This is a genomic window from Cyanobium sp. ULC082, assembly GCF_977927535.1.
In genome coordinates this window covers 1,132,486-1,154,461 of record NZ_OZ376397.1, presented here as the reverse complement: position 1 = coordinate 1,154,461, position 21,976 = coordinate 1,132,486, and the positions used below count along the sequence as shown (strand labels likewise).

The following is a 21,976-nucleotide window of genomic DNA, read 5'->3' as shown; positions in this document are numbered from 1 at the left end:
TAATTATTCCCGGTTTCTACCTCTACCTCAAGAAACCTCGGGTAGCCGCTGCTGGTCAGCCCTAAGGGTGAGTTTCTAGCTCTGGCAGGCCCGACAACCCCCATCCCGATGATCCTGCGGCACCCCATCGACCTTCGCTACACTCAGGGGATGGGGGCAGCAACCGGCAAGGGCTGACGCGAGTGCCTTTGGCACCCCTGCCTCAGCTGCTGCTGCCGCTGGGAGGGGACGGTGTTCTACGCCGTTCCTGCCATGGAGCCTTCTCCACTTCAACCTGCAACCACCAGCGCTCAGTTGGCCGCCACGATCGAGGACTGGCAGGTTGCTTGTGCCCAGGGCTGGCAGGAGCCTGAGCCGGAGTGCCTGGGCCCGTTTGGCCATGTACCGCTCCTTGATCCGCAACGACAAAGGGGCGGGCATGACAACTCTCCAGACCGAGATCGGAGCCCTGTTGTCGCGTCCTGAGACCCGCCTATATAGTTGCGCGGACCCGCCTACCTAATCGTCGCCGAACAGCTGGCAGAAAGGAACCTGCTCCTGTCTGCCAACAAACCAACCTGGAGCTGGTGGTGGATGAGCCATCGCTGATCGTCTCCGGCTGGGATTCCTGCTCATGCGGTGACCACTGGATCAACCACCAGCAGGTCGACGAAGCCCAGCGCTGTGATCTCCCAGGTGGTTGAAAAGGGCGGACAGGCTGTCTTTGGGGCTTTCCTTCAAGTCTTGATACGCTTTCTCAGCCTGCGGCTCCAACCAAAGGCTGCAGCTGCACCAAGCACAGGCAATGGCCCGGGCACGGTTGCAGATGTGATTGGATCTCGCCCCGGAGGCCCAGGGTTCCGATCAGGAGGGTCAAACTCGGGTGGGGGAACTGGTATGAACTCAGGATCTTCCTTCAACGTGAAGAAGCCACCATTGAATCTTGCTGTTGAGAAATCAAGATCACCGGGTTTGGGTTGGTTGGGATTGCCAGTTGTTCCACGATTTGTGAAACTAGCCAGGCCGAAATTAATCTTCGTGTTGTTATCGCCACCGCCAACATAAGTTCCTACAAGGTCAAATCGAGTTGGATTGGATAAATTGAATTGGGTTGCTGCTGCAAGCAGACCTCCAATGCTTGCCGTTCGTGGCTGCCCCAGAGTGCCGGTTGGTAGAAGAGTAAAGTCTGCAGTGCGATAATTGTTGAATAGCTCTTCTTCACCCTTTGCAGTGTAAGACAACACGTCCTTGCTTGTGGCAGACACAGGGACAAATCCCCACAAAGCAATCGGTTGATCAGTGAAGCTTTTGCTAAAAATGCCCAAATCCACATCTCCGCCGGCGATTAACCCCACATCCTTGAATGCTGCAGGTCCACTGCCAAAAGAGATTGCCGCTCCGATTGCGTTGAATGAGGTATCGTCATCGACAATGCTCAGGACGTATGGCAACAGGTTGATGCGGAAGGTATCACCTGGCAAAAGAGAACCAAATGAGGTACCACTACCGCCGGGGACGCCTAGAACGCCTGTGCTGTCTGTCCCTGTGACATTCGCAGCATGAGATGGAGCTGCCTGAACGAACAAACATGTCGTCGTGACAGCGGCACCTGTTAGCAATCTCCCCAGACGTCTCATCATAAATCGAATATAAAACTTGCCAACACTACCCATCTTCCTGCCATCATTACAGGGGTCGTAATAGTCTCTATTATCCATGTTGAAGGTGCCTGCGCATCTTGCCAGCATGATTCCGCTTGTCACTGATACGAACTCACTCCTGGCTGCCGGCAGAGGAACCCTGCCTAGGAGGTGGATGAGCCATTGCTGATCGTCTCCGGCTGGGATTCCTGATCCTGCGGGGACCACTGCCATTCTCAACCAGCAGATCGAGGAGAGCTCCTGCTGTGATCTCCCGGCTGGTTGAGAATGGCGGCAGTGGTGCTCTTTGAGGCTTGCTTCTGTGCGGGGGGTGAGCCACAGCTGAACTTGGCGCTGCTGGTCTTGGTTGGAGGTCCGGCAGCGGGAGCAAAGACCCTCACCACCTTCGGTGCCCACACCCACTTGTTGCTGGTTTGGGTTGGGGGTTCGCCGGCAGCCGGCAAGGACTGACGCGAGCAGCTGGCGGTGCCCTGACCACCACCAACGGGGCACCGGGTGGATTGGGTTCTCCGCATTCCATTCCGTGGAAACCTCCAATGCCAAGCTCCGGCAACGCGATCAGCTGTGGTCAGCATGTGGTCACACAACTGCCGGGAACCATTGTTAAAACTGGGTTTATCGCGGACTTGAAATCCACAGGTGGCAACACTGTGGGGGTTCAAGTTGATCTGCGGCAACAGTCAGCTCGCCGTTCTGTCGCCGTGGATTGCACTCGGCTGCGGCACAACCCGCTCTGCTGGTCGTCCTTGCTCAGGCATCTGACCGTTCAGAACGACCACTGCCAAGTTGAGCTTGTTGGGCTTCTGGGGTGACGACGGATCCAGCTGTGGGCTTGCTCCCCAGCAGCAGCACCAGCCTCGTCACGATTGGTACACGCCCCTCGCCCCTTTCCGATGCTCCTGCTCTCCCCCTCCCCCCTCACCGCCGCCAGGATCGCCGACCTGCAGGCCACGGTGCTCTTGCTGCTCAGCCTGCTGATCAAGGCACAAATCCAGATCAGGGCGGCTGATTGTTCGATGCTGGTGGACAGCTCTATGCGCTCTGTCCATGCCACGCCGTCGTTACCGCCAGGATCCGCTGCCGCTCGGTGCCGTGGCCCCCGCCGCTGAACTGTTCGGACCGGAGCAGGCCAACCCACCCGGACTGCAGCTGGCCGAGCAGGGCCAGTTGGCGGTGGTGCCGCTGGGGCCGCTGTTTGATGCCGTGCCAGGATTCCAGATCACAACCGAGGACGACCTGCGACCGCTGCAGAGGGACGTGCTCGAGGATCGTTTGATCAAGGGGGCTCTGCCCAATCGCCATGGGCGCTCCCCAGAGGGTTCCAGTGGGAATGGTGGTGTGACCTGACCCCACAGTTGCAAGGTCTGCTGGTTTGACGCTCAGTGGCCCAGCCGCGCACGAATGTCCCTGAGCCGGGCGACGCTGTTCACCAATGCCGGAGCGCTGTCGAGGCCCTGCAGGTAATCGAACACATAGGCGAGCACGGCATAGATGGCGCCGGCGCTGAACACCGGCGACCGGGTGAAGTCGATCAGCAGGACGACGAGGGCGATGATCGTGGCGAGTTCCGTCACCGTCCAGGTCCACGACTCGCTGTCGGACAGTTGAACGTGCCAGCGACGCACCCGGCCGAAGTGACGACGAAGGCGCAGCGGCCGAGCCGCCTCGATGTCAGCGATCTCGTGCTCGATCTGGTCGTTGAGGCCACGATGCAACCGGAGCGCGCGCCGCCAGTACCAGGTATTGATGAGCGCCATCGGCAGCAGCACCGCCATGGCGATGAATCCCGCCTCCAGGTCGAAGGTGAACAGCATCACCAGCGACCCGATCACGGTTACCACCTGGGAGAACATCGCCGGCACATCGGCCTCGAAGAAACCCACCATCTCGCGCATCATCTCGACCCGCGCCGAGACGATGCTCGTGCCGTGGCCCTGGTGCCTCTGCTCAGCGACGGTGAGCACGGCGAGCCGGGCATACAGGCCCATGAAGACACGGGTGTCGTAGCGCTGCCGCCCAAAAGCCATCACAAGGTGCACGAGCCACACGGCAATCAGCGCCGAAAGGCCCCGGTAGCTGTTCTTCAGCAGCCCGTCCACCGCCCATCCGGTGAGTGCCGGATAGGCGAGCATGCAGAGGTTCTCCAGCAGGGTGAGGGTGTAGGTGCCGGCAATCGACAGCCGTTCAGCACGGGAGAGGGCGGTAAGGATCGACTGCGTCATCGTGTTGCGTTGTCGTCCCCAGGGTGGCCGTAGAGCCGTGATCAACGGATCAGGCTCACTCCCCTCAAGTCGAGAGACTGCTGACCCACAGGATCAGTGATCCAGGCACTTCGATGCCTCTCCAGAGTGATCATCTGTGACATGGTGACGTCCTCAGGCGCTTCGCCGGAATCGGGCAGATCGATGGGAGCATCCCCGATCTAACCAGGAACTTCCAGGCCTCCAGTTCCACCAACAACAAGGCCAAGGTGATGGATCCTGAACTGCAGGATTCGGCTGCCATGGGCAAGCAGTTGTTGTTCGGGATGCGTTGCCACAGCGGCAGCGGCTGCGCGGAAGGCGTTGGCTACGGGAAACAAAACGCTTTCCAGGACTGCGAAGCAGAGCTCAGGATTGCCATGAAGCCCGGCTAAACTCTTCATTGTCCTTGGAGCCAATCGTCAAAGAATTTGCGCCGCATCTCGCTGTTCTGGTTTTCCCAGGGCCAGTAGGGGGCAGATAGCTGGCTGGAGAACTTGCGCAGCAGTGGGATGCTGATCTCGATGTTCAGGGATTGGGCAATGTCGACGATCTGCTGTGGATTGGTGCTGGAGCGCACCATGCTGGCCAGATCGGGAGAGCTCCTCAGAGCCATTGAGAGGGCATGGATGCGATCAGTGACGAGATTGTCCCCATTGCCTTGAGTGTGCTTGTCCATGACATGAAATGGCGGGTCAGTCAGTGGGCTTGATGGCGGGATGGCTGATAGCGACGTGGATGGGCAATCGGTATCAGTTGTTGCATTTGAACTGGGGGTTCAGGAGCTCTGGCTGAGCTATCTCCGGCGAAAGAGCCGAACCAGTGGCCAACAGCGACTGGGCAAGGGGTTGAAGACGGAACTCGCAATCGCTCCGATTGCCTGTCCGTGGGCCTGGTATTGGTTGTGATCGTCATTTCCTGTACCAGCACGATGGCAGGGGTTGTCGATTGGGCGATCGGGTCGTTTGGTTGCGGCCTGCGTCTGGGAACCAGGCGTGAAGGCTCCTCAGGGGGGCAGGATGACCTGGACCATCGGGTTGGCCGGTAGGCTCGCTCAGGATTTTCTCATTATGTCAAGGATCCAAGGGTTTTGGTTCCTGGCCGCAGCCAGGGGCGCCATATGTTTTGATCCGATCATGATGCCTTGAAATGGCATTCCTTCCAGGTATCCAGCAAGACAAAACGATGTTTGTTCCGCATTCGGTGCGCACCGCTTCAGCTCCTTGTCTCCGTTCTGGTTCTGAATCAGGGCGGAGCTGCCCGCCGCTTCGTAAGCTGCCTGCATTGCCTCTTTCGTGATGACCTTCCTCGGCACGCTCGATGAGCTGAAGGTCCTGGTGGATCGTCTTGCTTTCCCCGGTCACTGGGAACACAAGGGCCAGTTCGAACTGTTCGTTTCCGATCAGGAAGACACCAATCTCCGTCTGAACTGGTGGCCCCAGTCCGGTGTGCTCACGGTCGTTGGTGATCCGGCCGAACGGGAGGGGGTTGAGGAACGGCTCGCGGCGCTCCTGGCCGAGCGTTGAGCGCCGCACCACCGGTTCTGTGGAGTTTTCGCCGTTGTCCCTTCGCGATCCGGGCGCGGTTGGCCCTGCGGGCTGCCGGTGTCGCCGTTGAACTGCGTGAAGTGAGCCTTCGGGCCAAACCGGCCGAGTTGCTGGAGGTATCGGCGAAAGGAACGGTGCCGGTACTGGTGCTTCCCGCCACAGCCAGTGGTGCTGGCCAGGTGATTGATCAGAGCCTGGCGGTGATGCGCTGGGCTCTGGAGCAGCACGACCCTGGCGATCTGCTCCGGCATGGACAGCCGGCCCTGGTGGAGGAGATGGCCAGCCTGATCAGCACCAATGACGGCCCCTTCAAGTTCCACCTGGATCACTTCAAGTACCCCGAGCGCTTCCCTGGCTCAGAGCCGTTGCGGCATCGCCAACAGGCACTGGAGATCCTGCATCACTGGAATGCCCGCCTGGCGCCCTGGCTGCTCGGCGATCACCCCTGTCTGGCTGATCTCGCCCTGCTGCCGTTCGTGCGTCAGTTTGCCCGGGTGGATCCGGAGGCTTTTCAGGCCGAGCCTGGGTTGGAAGTCCTGCAGACCTGGCTGAGCCGCTTCCTGGCCAGCGAAGCGCTCGCGGCGGTGATGACCCGGCGGGAACGCTGGCGCTCAAGCCGCTTTCTCTATCACCTCGCCCTGGCCACCGACTGGCAGGACGCCCAGCTGGCCGGTGAGTACCGCCGCTCCACCCGTGGGCGCAGCCTGGAGGAGGTGGGCTTCATCCATGCCAGCCAGGCCCACCAGATCGACGCCACCTACCAGCGCTTCTACGCCGATGCCGGCACCGTGCGCCTGCTCACGATCGATCCACAGCCACTGGCGGCCATCTGCCGGCTGGAGCCTGCTCCCGGGAGTGGGGAGTTGTTTCCCCATCTCTTTGGCCCCCTGCCGCTGACGGCGGTGGTGGGGGTGGAGCCCTACCCAGCAGGATGACCGGCGCCGGGGCCGGGCCGTTGAGCCTGGCGGAGCTGGAGCGCTGTGCGGTGCGGCGGGGACTGCTGCTCCGGATTCAGAGGCGGCGACAGCTGGGGATCTGGGCCCTGAGGGTGGGGGTGGCGCGCAGCCGGCCGGAGCAGGCTCCGCAACTGCTCGGTGAACTCAAGGGCTGGGCCCTGCCGGCTGCCAGCGGTCTCCACCTCGACACCCTGCGGGTGCAGGGCAGGGCCCATCGGGTGGGGGTGCTGATCTGGGCTGCCACCTTCGCCTGGGCCCTGGAGGAGACCCCCTGCCGTCGCGCCCAGCTGCTGGCGATTCACGATGAAGAGGTCCAGCACTGCCGGTTGGTGCGTTACTTCGAACGGCTTGGATTTCAACCGGTCCAGACCGTTGGGGCGGGCTTGCTGGACTGGCCCCAGCGGCTGCTCTGGGGTGGTGCCGGCCTGCGGATGGCAGGCGATTGCCAGGAGGGTCTGAGGCGCTGCAGCGCCCTGCTGGTTGAGGCATCGGCCCGGTAAGGTCGAACGCAATGATCAGGGGGGATGGTGATTCAGATTTCAGAGGCTCGGATGCATCTGGTTCGCTGGATCTTGACCGTTGGCTGGTTGCTGATCATCGGTTCGCTCTTTTATGACCCCTGGACGGCGAGATTCACCGATCCGGATCACCCCTGGAGCCCCCTGCGGTTATCGCGGCAGTGCGTTGAGGTGCAGGGTTCCTGTCTGATCGAGCAACCCTATCCCCTTGGCACCACGGTGTTCTGGGGGGTGGTCGTGCCAGCCGGCATCTTCATTCTCCTGGTGTTCGGCCACGAGCTCTGGCGGCGGATCTGCCCACTGTCTTTTCTTTCCCAGATTCCCCGCGCCCTCGGCCTGCAGCGTCAGTTCGAGCGCCTCAATGCCAAAACCGGCAAGCGACGCTTCGAGATCGCCAAGGTGCCAGCAGACTCCTGGCTGGGTCAGCATTACCAGCAGTTGCAATTCGGCTGGTTGTTCGTTGGGCTTTGCGGACGATTGCTGTTTTTCAATGCGGATCGGATCGTGCTGGCCGGTTGGTTGCTGTTCACGATTGCGGCCGCCATCGCGGTGGGTTACCTGTTCGGTGGCAAGGCCTGGTGTCAGTATTTCTGCCCGATGGCGCCGGTGCAGAGCATCTACTCCACACCGGCCGGCCTGCTGGGCAGCCGGGCCCACACCAGTGAACAGTTGATCACCCAGTCGATGTGCCGCACGGTGTTGCCGGATCAATCCGAGCAGAGTGCTTGTGTGGCCTGCCAGCAACCCTGCATCGACATCGATGCCGAGCGGATGTACTGGGCCGGGATCGACAAACCCGCCGCTGGCTTTGATCGTTATGGCTATGTGGGATTGGTGATCGGCTATTTCGGTTTTTACTATCTCTATGCTGGTAACTGGGATTATTATTTCTCCGGTGCCTGGTTACGCCAGAGTGATCAGCTCGCATCCCTGCTCAGGCCTGGGCTTTTCCTGTGGGGTCAACCGATCAATCTGCCGAAACTGGTGGCGGTTCCCCTGGTTCTCGGTCTGTGCACCTGGCTGGGTGCCCTGTGCGGACGCTGGATCGAGAACAGGGGCCGGATCAGCGCCCATCGCCACGAGGCTGGCCCTGCTTTCACGGTGGTTCGGCACCGGTTGTTCTGCCTGTGCACCTTTGCCATCTTCAATGTCTTCTTTCTGTTTGCCGGCCGGCCTCTGATCCAGCTTTTGCCCCTCTGGGTGCAAACCCTCTACGACCTGCTCCTGATGATGCTGAGCACGTTGTGGTTGTACCGCGCCTGGAATCGTGATCCCGATCTGTATGGCCGGGAGAACCTGGCGAGCCGTTTCCGCAAACAGCTGGAGCGGCTGCAGCTCAATGTCGCCCAGTACCTCGACGGCCGCAGCCTGGCCGAGCTCAACACCCATGAGGTCTATGTGCTCGCCAAGGTGCTGCCTGGGTTCACCCGTGAAAAACGCCAGGAGGCCTACAAGGGGGTGGTGCGGGATGCCCTTGCCGAGGGCTATGTGAACGTGGCCAGCAGTCTGGATGTGCTCCAGCAGATGCGTGTGGAGCTGGGTGTCTCCGACGCCGAGCACGAACAGCTGCTCGAGGAGCTGGGCGTGGAGGATCCCGATCTGCTCGACCCCGACAGCCGCCGCAGCCTTGAAAATCAGGTCCGCCTCAATGGCTATCGCCAATCGCTGGAGCGGCTGCTCCTGCTCCAGGCCCGCCAGCAGGGCTCAGCCACCCCATCGATGCTCACTCCTCTGGAACTGGAGTACGCGATCACCGACCAGGAGCAGGAGAACGTGCTGGATGGGCTCAAGCCCGCAGTCGGCGCCGCCAGGAAGGTCGAGGCGCTGCTGGATCGCTTGCCAGGGCTGAGCGAGACCTGGCGCGCCCTGCATCAACCCTCAGTCCCCCAGCACCCTTTTGTTCGGATTGTGCTCACCGATCACATCCGCCACCGCCTGGAGCTGAGCATGGGCGCGATCCTTGAGGCCTTCGTGATCCTCCAGGACGATCCGGTCCTGCCAGGCCTGGTTGTGCGCTTGCGGGCCCAGTCCCCCCTGGTGCTGCTGGAGATGCTGGAGCGGGGGCCGTGGAGGCAGCGCCTCTCCCCGCAGCTGTTTGCCGATCTCAATGCGCCTGGAGCTGAACCCTCCGCCTGTTCCCTGGAGATCCCGTTGCCGGTCACGCTCGGCCATCTCGAAACCCTGCTGCAGGAACGCACTCCCACCACCGCAGCGGCGGCCCTGTTCCTGCTGGCCCAGCTGGATCGGAGCCGCGCCCGCCAGCTTGCCGGTGCTCTCAGCACTGCACCGGTGGCACAGCTGCTGGGTCAGACGGCCCAGCAGCTGCTCAACCTGGAGGCGGCGGAGCTGGTCCTGGCCGATCTTCCCGCCCTGGAGTTGCGGCTGTGCCTGGCGGCCAGCGATTTCTTCCGTCGCACCCGGCCGGAAACCCTCGAAGCCCTTGCTGACGCCTCCAGCGTGCACACCTACGCGGCGGGTGAGCTGATCACCGAAGCCGGCGACACCTGCCGCGAGTTGCTGCTGTTGATTGATGGGGAAGCGGTGATCCACTATCAGGAAGAACAGCGCGTTCGCCTGGAGCCCCTCAAGCCTGGCCAGGTTCTCGATGAACTCGAAGTTCTCACCCACAGCGCCACCGAGAACACGATCGTGGCCGAGCGTGACAACACTCGCCTGCTGGCTGTTCCGGTCGATAGTTTCGATGCCATGCTCGATCAGGATCACGACCTTGGCCGCCGGGTGCTGGAGCTGGAGAGCCGCCACTTGCAGCGGTTCATGCGTTCGGTGCAGGCCTGAGCGGCACGGCCGTTGGCCCCGGCAATCGGTGGGACGGCTGGTTTCGTGGTCAGGGAAGTTCTCAGCAGATCTGTGGCTGCGACAGCCAGCCCCAGGCGCTGTCGTGGCGTTTGCTCTTGCGATGGCCGTGGCAACAGACGTCCAGCCGCTCAGGGCTCAGGAGCCAGAGGACTTCACCCCTACCACCATCATTCATGCCCAGGTGAATACGGCGATGGGCGCCCTCAGTTTTGAGGGCGACGTTGTCGACAGGGGTTCCAATACAGCCCTGGGTTTTCCCCTGCTCAACGCACTCAGCGTCAACCATGACGCTCGGGTCACGATCGACACGAGTTTCACGGGGCAGGACCTGCTCAGGGTCCGCTTCAGAAGCGGCAACTTCGGCGCCTCCGGTTTCTTCTCCAATCCACCAACTCCGCTGACGCGCCTCGATTTCGCATCCGACAATCCGATCAGTGTCAACCGGGCCTATCTGCAGGTTCCGCTCAGCCCCGAGCTCCGCATCAGTGTGGGTGGCATCATCAGCCAGCTCGATAAGCTCCCCGTCTGGCCGAGTGTCTACAACGACTCCCCCATTCTCGATCTGTTTCAGTACGCCGGGGCCCCCGGTGCCTACAGCAAGCGATCCGGTGGCGGCTTCGGTGCCTGGTGGCAGCCCCGGGGTGTGCTCCAGGGATTCAGCCTTGGCTATGCCTACGTGGCCGAACGCGCCGGTGGATCCCCTCAAGGTGGTGGCCTGTTCTCTCCTGTCTCCTCCCAAACCAGCACCCTCCAGCTGGCCCTGACCAGGCCCCAGTGGAACATCACCGGGGCCTATACCTTCAGCGGCCCCCAGGTGAGGCTGAGGGGGACGCCACTGGCCAGCCTCCTGGCCGCAGGGGCGCGCGATGGATCGCTCCAGTCCTGGTCGGTGGCGGGGTACTGGCAACCTCGGCGGTCAAGGTGGATCCCCTCGATCAGCGTTGGCTTGGGTCAGGACAGCTTTCGTTTCGGTGCCTATCCGGTGGCGAACGTGTCGGGGCTGCGTACCCAGTCCTGGTACACCGGGCTGGTCTGGAGTGATGTGCTCCGCCAGGGCAACAGCCTGGGATTCGCTGTGGGGTCACCCGCCCATGTGACGGGCATCCAGGCATCGGGGACCAGGCCCATCGACGATCGAGGCCTGGCTTATGAGCTCTATTACCGGATTGTGGTGAGTGACGAGCTCAGCTTGACGCCTGCCGTGTTCTGGTTGACCCGCCCTCGGGGGGCCATGACAGCCAGCGATGATCCATCCCAGGCACTGCTGTTCCCCGTTGGATCGACGGACGCCACGCTCGGCGTCTGGGCTGGACTGATTCGGGCAACGCTGCGGTTCTGAACCACCTCCGGAGCGGCTCCTTCTCCACTGGGATCGTCGTCAGCCCTGTTGCCACGCTTCAGGCCTTTCCTGTTGTGACACTGCTTCGATCAGCCCTTAGGGCATTCTTAATCCTGCCCAGGATGGTTTTGGGGCGATTCCTCATGCCATGCAGCCGTTGTCACAGCTCGCTCTACGAGGCCTCACCGGCGCTGCCGGTGGGGTTCTTGGTGGCCTGGCAGGTGCGGCGGCAGCCGTTCTGGTCACAGAACTGATCAAATTCAGCCTGGCGCGGGTCTGGCAGCTCGAACCCGGCTGGCTGCTGGCCCTGCCCGTGCTGGGCATCGCCCTGGCGGTGCTGGTGCTGCAGGGGTTGGCCCAGGGTGAGGGGGCCGGTCGGCTGCCGTTGCTCCCCCTGGCCGGAGTGCCGGTGCCCAGGGCGCTGCGGATCTGGACCACCTTCCCCGGTGATGCGGCCCGCGCCGATCTCACCGCCGATGTGCTGGCCACGGCGGGGGAGGAGGAGCGCTTCCCCTGGTGGCTGGCGCCGGTGCGGGCCCTGGCGATCCTGGCCACCGTCGGCTTCGGCGGCGCCATGGGAACCGAGTCGCCTGCCGCCCACCTGGGGGTGGCCGCAGCAGCCTGGATGGGCCGGTGGCGACCGTGGCTGCGGCCGTTGCTGCGGCCCCTGGCCGTGGGAGGTGGGGCCGCCGGGGTGGCGGCCCTGATGGGGATCCCCCTGGTGGGGACCTGTTTCATGCTCGAACTCGGTCGTCGCCGCCAGGTGCCGTTCAGCGTCGATCGCGTGGCGGCGGCCCTGGCCGGTGGCCTGGTGGGCTGGGGGATCAACGTCACGTTTCAGCTGACGCTGATCAGCCTGGTGGTGCCGAAAGTGCCCCCGGCCGATCTCTGGGATGCGGTGGCAGCGGCCCTCCTGATCGGCGCCATTGCCGGGGCCGTCACGGCGCTCGCCGGCAAGGCCATCTACTGGGCCCGGGGCTGGAAGGCTCAACCGTGGCGAAAGCTGGCCCTGGGAGCCCTTGCCATGCTGGCGATTGCGCTGGCCACCGGCTGGATCGCCGCGCCGGCTGCGGGCTTCGGGCCCGGCGGTGCGGCGATCGTCTGGGCCGAGACCACACCGGCCGCCACCCCCCTCACCCTGCTGGGGCCGTCGCCCTGCTGCGGGCCGCCGCCACCACGGCGGCGGTGGCGGCCGGAGGCTGTGGGGGCGTCTTCGTGCCGTTCCTGGCGATCGGCGACATCGCCGGCCGGGTGTTCGCCGCGGCCTTCGGGGTGCCCCCCGATCTGGCCGGTGCCGCCGGGGCGGCGGCCGGGATCGCCGGTGGCTACCGCCTGCCGTTCACCGCCATGGCGATGGTGCTGGGGGTGGGCGGACCCACCCTGGCCACCCTCACCTGCCTGGCCACGGTGGGGGTGGCGGTGGCCGCCGGCGCCTGGGCAAGCCGGGGAATCTCCGTGCTCTCCCTGACGCTGGAAGAGGCCAGCCGCCTCAAGGGCTGACGCTGGTGTGACCATCTGAACAAGGGAAGCCATGGGACGATGGGCGCCACCTGAGCCGGATCATCGTTTTGAGTCCTTCCTGGGCGGGGTCCAACACCGCCGCTCAGCGCCTGGCCAGGGGAAAGGCGCTGCGCTCGGCGGTTCCCCGCTCGGCCCAGGCGGAATGGTCTTCCCTGCTGGGGAGCCGTGATCCGATCGCCCTGCTGGAAGCCTCCAATGCGGGGCGGGTGCAGGAGCTGATTCCGATTCGCATCGGCCGGATGCTCCGCTCCCCCTTCACCTTCATGCGGGGTTCCTCGGCGCTGATGGCCCATGACCTGAGCCTGCTGCCGCGCTCCGGCATCCAGGTGTGGGCCTGCGGGGATTGCCACCTGCTGAACTTCGGGCTCTTTGCCACGGCGGAGCGGAATCTGATCTTTGATCTCAATGATTTTGATGAGGCCCACCCGGCCCCCTGGGAGTGGGATGTGAAGCGTCTGGCCACCAGTTTCGTGCTGGCGGGCCGCGACAACAACCATTCCGAAGTGGATTGCCGTAAAGCCGCCCGGCGATGCGTCCGCTCCTACCGGCAGCATCTGCGGGAGTACGTCGAGGCCAGCCCACTGGAGGTCTGGTATGCCCGTTTCGATGCCGACGATCTGATCGAGGCCGCACCGACCAAGGCCATCAGAAAGTCGCGCCAATCACTCACTGCCAAGGCTCGCCGGCGGATTGCCCATCACCTGTTTCCGAAGATCACCACCCTGGCGGATGGCCATTGCCGGCTCACCGACCAACCTCCCGTGCTCACCCATGTCTGCCATGAAGAACTGGAGCAGCGGATCAGCGAAGACCTGGAGGACTATCGACTCTCCCTGTCCGATGAGCGGCGTGTGTTGCTGGATCGCTACACCCTCGAGGATGTGGCCCTCAAGGTGGTGGGAATCGGCAGTGTCGGCACCCGCTGCCTGGTGGCTCTCTACTTCTCCGAGGATGGCCATCCCCTGATCCTGCAGATCAAGCAGGCCAACCCGTCGGTGCTGGAGCCCTACACCCTGCCCAGCACCCTGCCCAACCACGGCCAGCGCGTGGTGATGGGCCAGCGGCTGATGCAATCCGGCAGCGATCTGTTTCTCGGCTGGTTCCGCAGCCGGATCGGCAACGACTACTTCGTGCGCCAGCTGCGTGACATGAAAATGTCGTACCCGATCGAGGACATCTCCCCCCTGCGACTCCAGCATTACGCCGACTACTGCGGCTGGTCGCTGGCCCGTGCCCACGCCCGCGGCGGAGACGCTGCCACGATCAGCGGCTACCTGGGTGTGGGAGAGGCGGCCGACCGGGCGATCGAACGCTTCGCCATCGCCTATGCCGACCAGACGGAGCGCGACCACGCCAGCCTCCAGGCGGCTGTGGACGCCGGGCGGATCGAGGCCCTGATCGAAGCCGATCGCTGAGCTCGGCAGCGGATAGCCCTGGGGGCTCGACTGCATCGACCAGGACTTCCTGGGTCATTGGTGCAGATCGCTCTCCCGCCGGTTCAGCGCTCAGGCTTCCAGCTTGAATGACTCCTGGTACGGCTGGAGTTGCGCATGGGCGACGACATCGGCAGCCCCGTACCTCTGGAGGCCATCCAGTGATGCCTTGCCGGGCTGGTTTTCATCCCACCGGGAGGGTGCACCTGGAGGTAGAACCAACCTTATTTCATGTGGGACAAGGTTTCCAAAAGGATCTTGTCTCCTTGGATGTTGATTCTTGTCAGGCCAACCCGTGGGTTTTCCAGGTCAATAATGATGAAGGTGATGAGGGATATGGTCAGGCAGAAAATAATCATATAAAAGAGCGGCCGTTTTGAATTTACGGACATATCCTGGCCAACCATAAAGGCAGAAGCCAAGGCGAGAGCAAACAGCAAGATGTAAACAATCAGCGGTGGATGGGTGCGAGTCGCCTGCAGCCGTTCGTTGGCAACATTCATCATCTCGCCGGTTGATGTCAGGACAAGAGTGATGATTCCTCGATTTTTATCCTTTAGAACAGAGGCACTGGCAATGACCCAGATCTTGTCTTGCAGGGCAAGACTTTGACGGAAGTAGGCATTCGATCGTTCTCGATCATCATAGTATCGGAAGACTTGGATACGCGATTGAACATAATCATTGTAGAGTGGCCGCAACTTCGCTTGATCTTGCTTCGGCAGTGCATCGAGATTATGGTAGGCGGTTGAAATAGCGTTGGCTTCCTTTAATACCAGATGGACCCGATTCTCGTAGCGAGATAGTGTTCCAGTAAATGTCAAAGCCAGGAGCAGCCCTAGAATTCCAAAGATAGAGTTTTCAACGGCGCTAAATCCTTCGATCGTTCTTTCGGGATCTCTGATTAATCTCCGCCGCCCGATTCGATAGCCAGTTTCGATGCTTCCAGCCATGCCCAGGCCCAGCAGTGTTGCTGACAGGAGTGATACGGCTAGGAATTCCATGCTCAATCAAATCAGGACAGCAGTGAAAGTTGGCTTTGCAAGCAGGGGGTCCTGTCGGTGCTGCTCACGCCAGGACGAGATCCTGTTCGTCCAGAACAAATGAAGGCATGCAACCTTGAAACATGATCATCATTATTCTGAGAATACCACGTGTTGAGCCGTCAGGCTTGCCTGTCCATACCAACTGAACTTGCCGCATCGACAATCCACTCACTCCTCAGAGTTGTTGTCTTATGGGGCTTCAGTCTTTTCCACTACACCAATCCCACTACACCAATAGGAGCAGGAGAGAGTGATTGGGGGTGGGCTGATTGCGGCGTCAGGATGCCGCCGAATGCTCCCAGGAGAAATGAGGCAGGCGGTAGAGCGCCTCCCTCTGGGCGTCACTCCAGGTTTCGATCATGGCAGCAAGCTCGGGAGCATCCCCATCCAGCTTGAGCTGATGGCTGATCGCCAGGTGATTCCGTGGAATGAGGGCCAGCTCGAAGGGCGGACCCACGGTGAGGTTGGATCGCTGGGTGAGAACTTCTGAAATCAGGCAAAGCCGGGCTGCATCCTCCAGGGAAAGATTGGAATGCCCCACATTATCGAGCGGTGGTTTCCCATACTTTGTTTCACCGATCTGCAGGTATGGAGTTTCACGTGTTGCCTTGATTGCATTGCCCTGAGCATAGATCAGGTACAGGCCATGGGCCTCCCCTCTGATCTGCCCGCCCAGGATGAAGGAAGCTCCGGCACTGGCTCCAGCTTGCTGCAAAGCAGGAGCATTTTCCTGTTGCACAGCCACACTCACACGACCGACATAGCTGGCTGCTTCAAAGAGGTACTGGCATGATCGGAGGTCTTTATTGGCTGCAGGTGTAGCTTCGATCTTCTGATCGAGATCGCGGTGAATCCAGCTGATCACAGCCTGGGTTGTGGCTAGATTGCCCGCAGCAAGAAGGACGAAGATCCGATCGGCAGCCGGCTGAAAAACATGCATCTTGCTGTAGCTTGAGATATAATCAACTCCTGCATTGGTGCGTGAATCTGATGCCAGGACGAGCCCTTTCTCCAGCCAGTAACCGATGCAATACGTCACCGCTTGAAACTCCAGAATCCAGACAATGATCTTAGCGATCCGCCAGGCAAGCTTGAGGCCTTGAAGGTTAAGAAGTGAGGAACTTCTGAGCCTGCCAGCTTCGAGCTCCGGATATCGACCTGCTGCAGATCGACCTGCTGGTGAGAATGCCGCTGGTCAGCGCTGGTTCATCAGGAATGAACCGCTCAATCAGCTTGGCAGAATGGATCTGGCTGTTTCAGCTTTCCTGGGCCGCTGGGCTGGGGCCGGCGATGTGACGGATCAGGTCGAGGCATTTGCAGGAATAGCCCCATTCGTTGTCGTACCAGGCCACCACTTTCACAAATGTGTCAGTGAGGGCGATGCCGGCACCGGCATCAAACACCGAGGTGCAGGTTTCACCAACAAAATCGGCCGAAACCACCTCCTCTTCGGTGTAGCCCAGCACCCCTTGCATCGGTCCTGCGGCCGCCGCTCGCATCGCCTGCTTGATGGCCTCGTAGGTGGTGGGGGTGGAGAGATTCACGGTGAGATCCACCACCGACACATCGGGAGTGGGCACCCGGAAGGCCATGCCGGTGAGCTTGCCGTTCAGGGCCGGGATCACCTTGCCCACCGCCCGGGCCGCTCCGGTGGAGGAGGGAATGATGTTCTGGCCGGCGCCACGGCCGCCCCGCCAATCCTTGACGGACGGGCCATCAACTGTTTTCTGGGTGGCGGTGGTGGCATGCACGGTGGTCATCAGGCCTGAGCTGATGCCGAAGTTGTCGTGCAGCACCTTGGCGATCGGCGCCAGGCAGTTGGTGGTGCACGATGCATTGGAAACGATGTCCTGGCCGGCGTAGCTGGTGTGGTTCACCCCCATCACGAACATCGGCGTGTCGTCTTTCGAGGGGGCGGAGAGCACCACCTTGCTGGCCCCGGCCTCGATGTGGGCCCTGGCGGTGGCATCCGTGAGAAAAAAGCCGGTGGACTCCAGCACGATCTGAGCTCCCACCGCTCCCCAGTTGAGCTGGCGGGGATCCCGCTCGGCGGTGACGCGGATGGTGTTGCCGTTGACGATCAGATTGCCGCTGTTGACGGTGACATCCCCCTGGAAGCGGCCGTGGGTTGAATCGTAACGAAGCAGATAAGCGATGTAATCAACATCGAGCAGATCGTTGATGCCAACTACATCCACATCGCTGGCTTCAATGGCACGCCGAAATACCAGTCTGCCGATTCGGCCAAACCCGTTGATTCCAATCTTGATGGTCATGAGACACTCTCCCTGCGGCTTGAAGTTGTGAGGATCTTGTTTTAATCTAGCAGCCAGCCGGCTTAGCCCAGCCAGTTCAGAAAGCGTTGAATCACAATGGCATTGCTGATATCCACGAAGAACCCCGACACCAGCGGCACGATGATGAAGGCGCGCTGGGCCGGGCCATAGGTCTGGGTCACAGCTGCCATGTTGGCCATGGCCGTGGGGGTGGCGCCAAGGGAGATGCCACCGAAGCCGGAGCAGATCACGGCGGCTTCATAATCACGACCCATCACCCGGAAGATCACGAAAATGGCGAACAGAAAGGCAAGCACGAACTGGGCGGCCAGAATCGTGATGATCGGGCCGGCCAGCTCGGCAATCGTCCAGAGCTGCAGGCTCATCAGCGACATCGTCAGAAAGATTCCCAGGGCGACGTCCGAGACGATCGCCAGGGAGCGGCTGCCGGCGGGCCATGGAAAGCGGGCCAGCCGTGGCACCGTGTTGGTGAGCAGGATGGCGGCGAACAGGCAGCAGACGAACAACGGCAACTGGCGTCCCATGGCACGCAGGCCTTCGTGCAGAGCCTCGCCCAGCGCCAGGCTGACGTTCAGCCAGAACAGCGTGGTCAGCAGGCTGAAATAGGAAATCGGCTCCGCGGGACGCCCACCGTCATCCACCCTTGAAGCCATGCTGCGGACGGCTGGCTGGAGCTTGTTGCCGCGAATCAGGAGACGTGCGATCGGGCCACCCATCAGGGATGCCAGCACCAGGCCGAAGGTGGCGCAGGCGATGCCGATCTCCAGGGCGTTCTCCACCCCGTGGCTGGCGGCGAACCGCGGTGCCCAGGCAATTGCCGTGCCGTGCCCACCGAGCAGCGACACCGATCCACCCAGCAGGCCGATCAGTGGATTGAGGCCCAGAAGGGTGGCGACGCCCACGCCGGTGAGGTTCTGAAGGATCATGTAGACCACCGTGACCACCACCAGCACCAGCAGGGGCCGCCCGCCCGCCCGCAGAGTCCTGATGTCGGCGTTCAGTCCAATCGCCGCAAAGAAGTAGAGAAGCAGGAAATCACGGGTGGCCAGATTGAAGCCCACCTCGATTCCCGTGACGCTGTGGAACAGGGCCAGCAGAAGGCAGACAAGTAGCCCGCTGCTGACCGGCTCCGGAATGTTGAACTCCCGCAAGAGCGCCACCCGTTGATTGAGCCATCGGCCGATCGCCAGCACAACGATGGCAATGTTGAAGGTGGAGAAGCTTTCGAATTGCATTGCTCTTCAATCCTCCCCGGCGTGGTAGCTGCTGCGCACCAGCGGCCCACTGCGCACCTGGCTGAATCCCAGCTGTTTTGCAACCTCGCCGAAGCGAACGAATTGCTCGGGTTCCCAATAGCGCTGCACGGGTAGATGGGCCAGGGAGGGCCGCAGATACTGCCCCAGGGTGAGCCGTTCACAGCCGGCCTGGCGAAGATCCGCCAATGCTTCGATCACTTCGTCTGCTGTTTCGCCGAGTCCCAGCATCAACCCCGATTTGGTCGGGATGGCGGGAGCCAGCTGGCGGGCGGCGGCCAGCAGGCCCAGGGAGCGCTCGTAGGTGGCACCGCGACGCACCTCCCCCTGGAGGCGCCGGACCGTTTCCAGATTGTGGTTGAAGCACACCGGCCCCGCCTCCAGCACCGTGCCGAGGCGCCGTCGCTGGGCGGCCAGCCCCTCGGTTTCGCTGCGGTGGCCACCCCAGAAGTCGGGGGTGAGCAGCTCGATCGACACCTGGGGCGTGCGGCGCCGGATCGCGGCCATCGTGCCGGTGAACAGGCTGGCGCCATGGTCGGCCAGGTCATCGCGGGCGACGGCGGTGAGCACCACGTAGCGAAGGCCCAGGGCCTCCACCGCTTCCGCCACCCGTTCGGCCTCCCCGGCGTCGAAGGGGACCGGCGCCTGGCCCTTCTCCACCTGGCAGAAGGCGCAGCTGCGGGTGCAGATCGGACCGCCCAGCAAGAAGGTGGCCGTGCCGGCCGCGTAGCACTCGCCCCGGTTCGGGCAGCGGCCCTCCTCGCAGATCGTGTGGAGTCGCTGCTGCTTCACCACCCCCTGAACCGTCTCCAGATCAGAGGCGTTCCCCACCGGCCGTCTCAGCCACTCGGGCAGACGCTCGGCCGGGGCGATGGCGCTGTATCGGCTGCTCGGACCCATTCCTTTCTTCTCCGTGCCGGTCATTGCTCGTCCATCCTGCGCCGTCCTTCCAGGGCCCGGGCCAGGGTGATTTCATCGGCGTACTCAAGCTCGCTGCCCACCGGCAGGCCGTAGGCGATGCGGCTGACCGGTGAGAACGGCCGCAGCAGCCTGGCCAGGTAAAGGCTGGTGGTGTCGCCTTCGACGCTCGGGGTGAGCGCCAGGATCACCTCGGTGATGCCTTCGCGGTCCACCCGCTCCACCAGGGGCTGGACATGGAGCAGCTCCGGGCCCACCCCATCCATCGGCGAGATCAATCCGCCCAGCACGTGGTAACTCCCCTTGAACTCCCGGGTGCGCTCCAGGGCCAGCAGGTCGCGGGAATCGGCGACCACGCAGAGCTGGCCATTCTGCCGTTCGTTGTTGAGGCAGATTTCACACAGTGGCTCCGCCGACAGGTGGAAGCAGCGCCGGCACTGGCCCACCTGGCTGCGGGCCGCCAGCAGCGCGTCGGCGAAGCTGCGGATCTGTTCTTCCGGCTGCCTCAGCAGATGCAGCGCCAGCCGCTGGGCGGTGCGGGGGCCGATGCCGGGCAGCCGCTCGAACTGGTCGATCAGGCGGGCCAGGGGCCGGGTGAAGCCGCTCAGCGAACCGCCGCAACTGGCCGGAATCTAGGGGCCAGGCCGGCGGTGATGCAGTCCGCCAGGCGGCGGCGACAATAGTCTGAGTGCCATGGCGCATCTCCCTCGCCTCTGCCAGCCGACGATGGTTCCGCGCGTTCCTTTTGTCCTTCCCGCTCCCCTGCTTTCCCGGCTGCTGGCCCTGGTGCTCGGAGTCTTCGCGATCGGCGGTGGCCTGGCCGGTTGCAGTGCCGCCGCCGCTGGCCTCAACTCCTTCCAGAGCCCCGACGGGCGCTACGCCTTTCTCTACCCCACCGGCTGGAGCCGGGTGGCGGTGAGTGGTGGACCCCAGGTGGTGTTCCACGACCTGATCAACAGCGACGAAACCCTCAGCCTGGTGATCTCCGAGGTGAACGCCACCAATGAACTCGCTTCGCTGGAGAGCGCCGAGGCGGTGGGGGAGAAACTCGGCCGGATCGTGATCGCCCCCGAGGGCAGCGGACGTCGCGCCGAGCTGGTCGAGGCGGTGGAACGCCAGGACGGTGACCACACCTTCTTCGACCTTGAATACGCCGTCCATCTGGCCGGCCGCGACCGCCATGAACTGGCCACCGTTGTGGTCGACCGCGGCCGGCTCTACACCCTGGCTGCCAGCACCAACGAGGACCGCTGGCAGAAGGTGCACACCCTCTTCCACCAGGTGATCACCTCCTTCACGCTGCGGATCTGAGCTTTGGCGGACGTGCTGGTGATCGGTGCCGGCCTGGCCGGCAGCCTGCTGGCCCTGTCCCTGGCCGAATCCGGAGCCCGGGTCCTGCTGCAGGATTCCGGCTCAGCCCGTTCTGGCGCCACCGGGCTGAGCTATGGGGGAGTGCCCTGGTGGGCTGGCCCCCCTGGTCCACTCGGTGCCCTGATGGCAACGGCCCCGGCCTGCTGGCACGACCTGGAAGCGCGCCATGGGCCGCTCGGCTGGCAGCCCTGCAGCCTGCTGCTCCATTGGCGGAACAGCGGCTGTGCGGCTGCGGCCGCTGCGATCGAAACCGCCCTCGCCGGGGTGCGGAATCGGGCGGAACGCCACCTGCCCACCGGGACGGGATGGCCGGTTGAAGAAGGAACGGCGGGCTCCCTGCGGCTGCCCTATGGCCGGGTCGATGTCCCCAGCCTCCTCCGCGCCCTCCCCGCCGCCCTCGATCGGGCCGGGGTGGAGCGGATCCAGGCCGTTGCCTGCCCCCTCCGGGCGGAATCGCTTCCGGCTGATCAGGTGGTTCTCGCGGCCGGAGCCGGCTGCCGCTCCTTGTTGTCGGCCTTGCCTGATCGGCTGCGGGTCAGCTGGGCCGGTCTGCTGGCCATTGAGGATGCCGCTGCCTGTTCATCGTTGTTGCCGAAGGCGCTGGCCGACGCTGCGGAGATCGTCATGCCGCTGCTGGGTGGACGCCAGGGGCTGGAGGACCGGGCTGCCGGGCTCAGGGGCGAGGAGTGGGTTGTCGATGCGGGCCTCGCCCCCTGGGGGAAGGGGTTGCTGCTGGGCCAGACCACCCTGGTGCGGCCGGGTGTGGCCAGCGGGCCGCCACCATCACCTGCTGGACTCGAAGCGGCCCTTCGCCAGGCCCTGGCTGCCATCGACCCGGGGCTGGGGGTGCTGGAGGCGCCGTTCCTCCAGGTGCCGGTGAGCTTCACCAGCACGGGAGTTCCCCTGGTCGGACCGGTTCCGGGTTGGCCGGGGCTGTGGGTCTTTGCCGGCTTCAGCGGCCCGTTTGCCCTGGTGCCGCCGCTGGCCCCCCTGCTGGCGGCGGCGATCGGTGGCGACTCCGCTGCCCTGGAACGGCTGCCGGGTTGCTGACAGCTGGAGCGAAACCCTGCATGCTGAGCC

The 21,976-nt window shown here is 63.1% G+C and carries 20 protein-coding genes and 1 pseudogene; 12 read left to right on the top strand and 9 right to left on the bottom strand.

Annotation, left to right across the window (positions count from 1 at the left end; translation table 11 throughout):
* Positions 1–716: 716 nt before the first annotated feature.
* On the bottom strand, positions 717–1,697 hold the full coding sequence (locus ACXMDY_RS06180; protein WP_457767504.1) for a hypothetical protein: 981 nt from the start codon (positions 1,695–1,697) through the stop codon (positions 717–719).
* 990 nt (positions 1,698–2,687) lie between these two features.
* On the opposite strand from ACXMDY_RS06180, the gene ACXMDY_RS06175 reads away from it, so the two are divergent.
* Complete coding sequence (locus ACXMDY_RS06175; RefSeq protein WP_259701699.1) at positions 2,688–2,987, top strand: hypothetical protein; 300 nt, start codon at positions 2,688–2,690, stop codon at positions 2,985–2,987.
* Between the two features lie 32 nt (positions 2,988–3,019).
* On the opposite strand, the gene ACXMDY_RS06170 is transcribed toward ACXMDY_RS06175, so the two are convergent.
* Complete coding sequence (locus ACXMDY_RS06170; protein WP_259701698.1) at positions 3,020–3,862, bottom strand: ABC transporter six-transmembrane domain-containing protein; 843 nt, start codon at positions 3,860–3,862, stop codon at positions 3,020–3,022.
* Between the two features lie 251 nt (positions 3,863–4,113).
* Here ACXMDY_RS06170 and ACXMDY_RS06165 point away from each other — a divergent pair, with 251 nt between their 5' ends.
* Positions 4,114–4,275: a hypothetical protein gene (locus tag ACXMDY_RS06165; protein ID WP_259701697.1), complete on the top strand. Its 162-nt coding sequence runs from the start codon at positions 4,114–4,116 to the stop codon at positions 4,273–4,275.
* A 5-nt stretch (positions 4,276–4,280) separates the two neighbouring features.
* Here ACXMDY_RS06165 and ACXMDY_RS06160 read toward each other — a convergent pair whose 3' ends face one another.
* Positions 4,281–4,496, bottom strand: coding sequence for a hypothetical protein (locus ACXMDY_RS06160; protein WP_259701696.1), 216 nt, complete (start codon positions 4,494–4,496; stop codon positions 4,281–4,283).
* 682 nt (positions 4,497–5,178) lie between these two features.
* Here ACXMDY_RS06160 and ACXMDY_RS06155 point away from each other — a divergent pair.
* From ACXMDY_RS06155 to ACXMDY_RS06120, 8 genes and pseudogenes are all read left to right on the top strand, one after another.
* Positions 5,179–5,406 carry a hypothetical protein gene (locus tag ACXMDY_RS06155; RefSeq protein WP_259701695.1) on the top strand — a complete coding sequence of 76 codons (228 nt, stop codon included), beginning with the start codon at positions 5,179–5,181 and terminating at the stop codon, positions 5,404–5,406.
* A complete protein-coding gene (locus ACXMDY_RS06150) occupies positions 5,403–6,362 on the top strand; it encodes a DUF952 domain-containing protein (RefSeq protein ID WP_259701694.1) in 960 nt (319 codons plus the stop codon). Before ACXMDY_RS06155 ends, ACXMDY_RS06150 begins: the two co-directional genes overlap by 4 nt.
* Positions 6,359–6,883, top strand: coding sequence for a hypothetical protein (locus tag ACXMDY_RS06145; RefSeq protein ID WP_259701693.1), 525 nt, complete (start codon positions 6,359–6,361; stop codon positions 6,881–6,883). Before ACXMDY_RS06150 ends, ACXMDY_RS06145 begins: the two co-directional genes overlap by 4 nt.
* Before the next feature lie 72 nt (positions 6,884–6,955).
* Positions 6,956–9,697: a cyclic nucleotide-binding domain-containing protein gene (locus ACXMDY_RS06140; protein ID WP_259701692.1), complete on the top strand. Its 2,742-nt coding sequence runs from the start codon at positions 6,956–6,958 to the stop codon at positions 9,695–9,697.
* 103 nt (positions 9,698–9,800) lie between these two features.
* On the top strand, positions 9,801–11,057 hold the full coding sequence (locus ACXMDY_RS06135) for a carbohydrate porin (protein ID WP_259701691.1): 1,257 nt from the start codon (positions 9,801–9,803) through the stop codon (positions 11,055–11,057).
* A gap of 148 nt (positions 11,058–11,205) precedes the next feature.
* A pseudogene (locus tag ACXMDY_RS06130) lies at positions 11,206–12,072 on the top strand (chloride channel protein); the annotation flags it as partial.
* The gene (locus ACXMDY_RS06125) at positions 12,051–12,557 is read left to right on the top strand and encodes a chloride channel protein (protein ID WP_311133933.1); all 507 of its coding nucleotides are present in this window, start codon (positions 12,051–12,053) and stop codon (positions 12,555–12,557) included. The pseudogene ACXMDY_RS06130 and the gene ACXMDY_RS06125, both read left to right, overlap by 22 nt.
* Before the next feature lie 68 nt (positions 12,558–12,625).
* Positions 12,626–13,993 carry a DUF2252 domain-containing protein gene (locus ACXMDY_RS06120; RefSeq protein WP_259701689.1) on the top strand — a complete coding sequence of 456 codons (1,368 nt, stop codon included), beginning with the start codon at positions 12,626–12,628 and terminating at the stop codon, positions 13,991–13,993.
* A gap of 242 nt (positions 13,994–14,235) precedes the next feature.
* Here the strand turns inward: ACXMDY_RS06120 and ACXMDY_RS06115 are convergent, their stop codons facing one another.
* The 6 genes from ACXMDY_RS06115 to recR all read right to left on the bottom strand — a co-directional run bounded on the left by ACXMDY_RS06115 (position 14,236) and on the right by recR (position 20,103).
* The gene (locus tag ACXMDY_RS06115) at positions 14,236–15,015 is read right to left on the bottom strand and encodes a bestrophin-like domain (RefSeq protein ID WP_259701688.1); all 780 of its coding nucleotides are present in this window, start codon (positions 15,013–15,015) and stop codon (positions 14,236–14,238) included.
* 319 nt (positions 15,016–15,334) lie between these two features.
* On the bottom strand, positions 15,335–16,096 hold the full coding sequence (locus ACXMDY_RS06110; protein ID WP_259701687.1) for a 20S proteasome subunit A/B: 762 nt from the start codon (positions 16,094–16,096) through the stop codon (positions 15,335–15,337).
* A 217-nt stretch (positions 16,097–16,313) separates the two neighbouring features.
* On the bottom strand, positions 16,314–17,333 hold the full coding sequence (gene gap, locus ACXMDY_RS06105; RefSeq protein WP_259701686.1) for a type I glyceraldehyde-3-phosphate dehydrogenase: 1,020 nt from the start codon (positions 17,331–17,333) through the stop codon (positions 16,314–16,316).
* 62 nt (positions 17,334–17,395) lie between these two features.
* Positions 17,396–18,589 (bottom strand): sodium/glutamate symporter, encoded by a 1,194-nt coding sequence (gltS, locus tag ACXMDY_RS06100; RefSeq protein WP_259701685.1) that lies wholly within the window; start codon positions 18,587–18,589, stop codon positions 17,396–17,398.
* A 6-nt stretch (positions 18,590–18,595) separates the two neighbouring features.
* A complete protein-coding gene (gene lipA, locus ACXMDY_RS06095) occupies positions 18,596–19,507 on the bottom strand; it encodes a lipoyl synthase (protein ID WP_259701706.1) in 912 nt (303 codons plus the stop codon).
* A gap of 20 nt (positions 19,508–19,527) precedes the next feature.
* Positions 19,528–20,103 carry a recombination mediator RecR gene (gene recR, locus ACXMDY_RS06090; RefSeq protein WP_259701705.1) on the bottom strand — a complete coding sequence of 192 codons (576 nt, stop codon included), beginning with the start codon at positions 20,101–20,103 and terminating at the stop codon, positions 19,528–19,530.
* Between the two features lie 148 nt (positions 20,104–20,251).
* Here recR and psbP point away from each other — a divergent pair, with 148 nt between their 5' ends.
* Together psbP and ACXMDY_RS06080 are read left to right on the top strand one after the other, a co-directional pair.
* The gene (gene psbP, locus ACXMDY_RS06085; RefSeq protein ID WP_259701684.1) at positions 20,252–20,836 is read left to right on the top strand and encodes a photosystem II reaction center PsbP; all 585 of its coding nucleotides are present in this window, start codon (positions 20,252–20,254) and stop codon (positions 20,834–20,836) included.
* A gap of 12 nt (positions 20,837–20,848) precedes the next feature.
* Positions 20,849–21,946 (top strand): FAD-dependent oxidoreductase, encoded by a 1,098-nt coding sequence (locus tag ACXMDY_RS06080; RefSeq protein ID WP_259701704.1) that lies wholly within the window; start codon positions 20,849–20,851, stop codon positions 21,944–21,946.
* Positions 21,947–21,976: the final 30 nt, after the last annotated feature.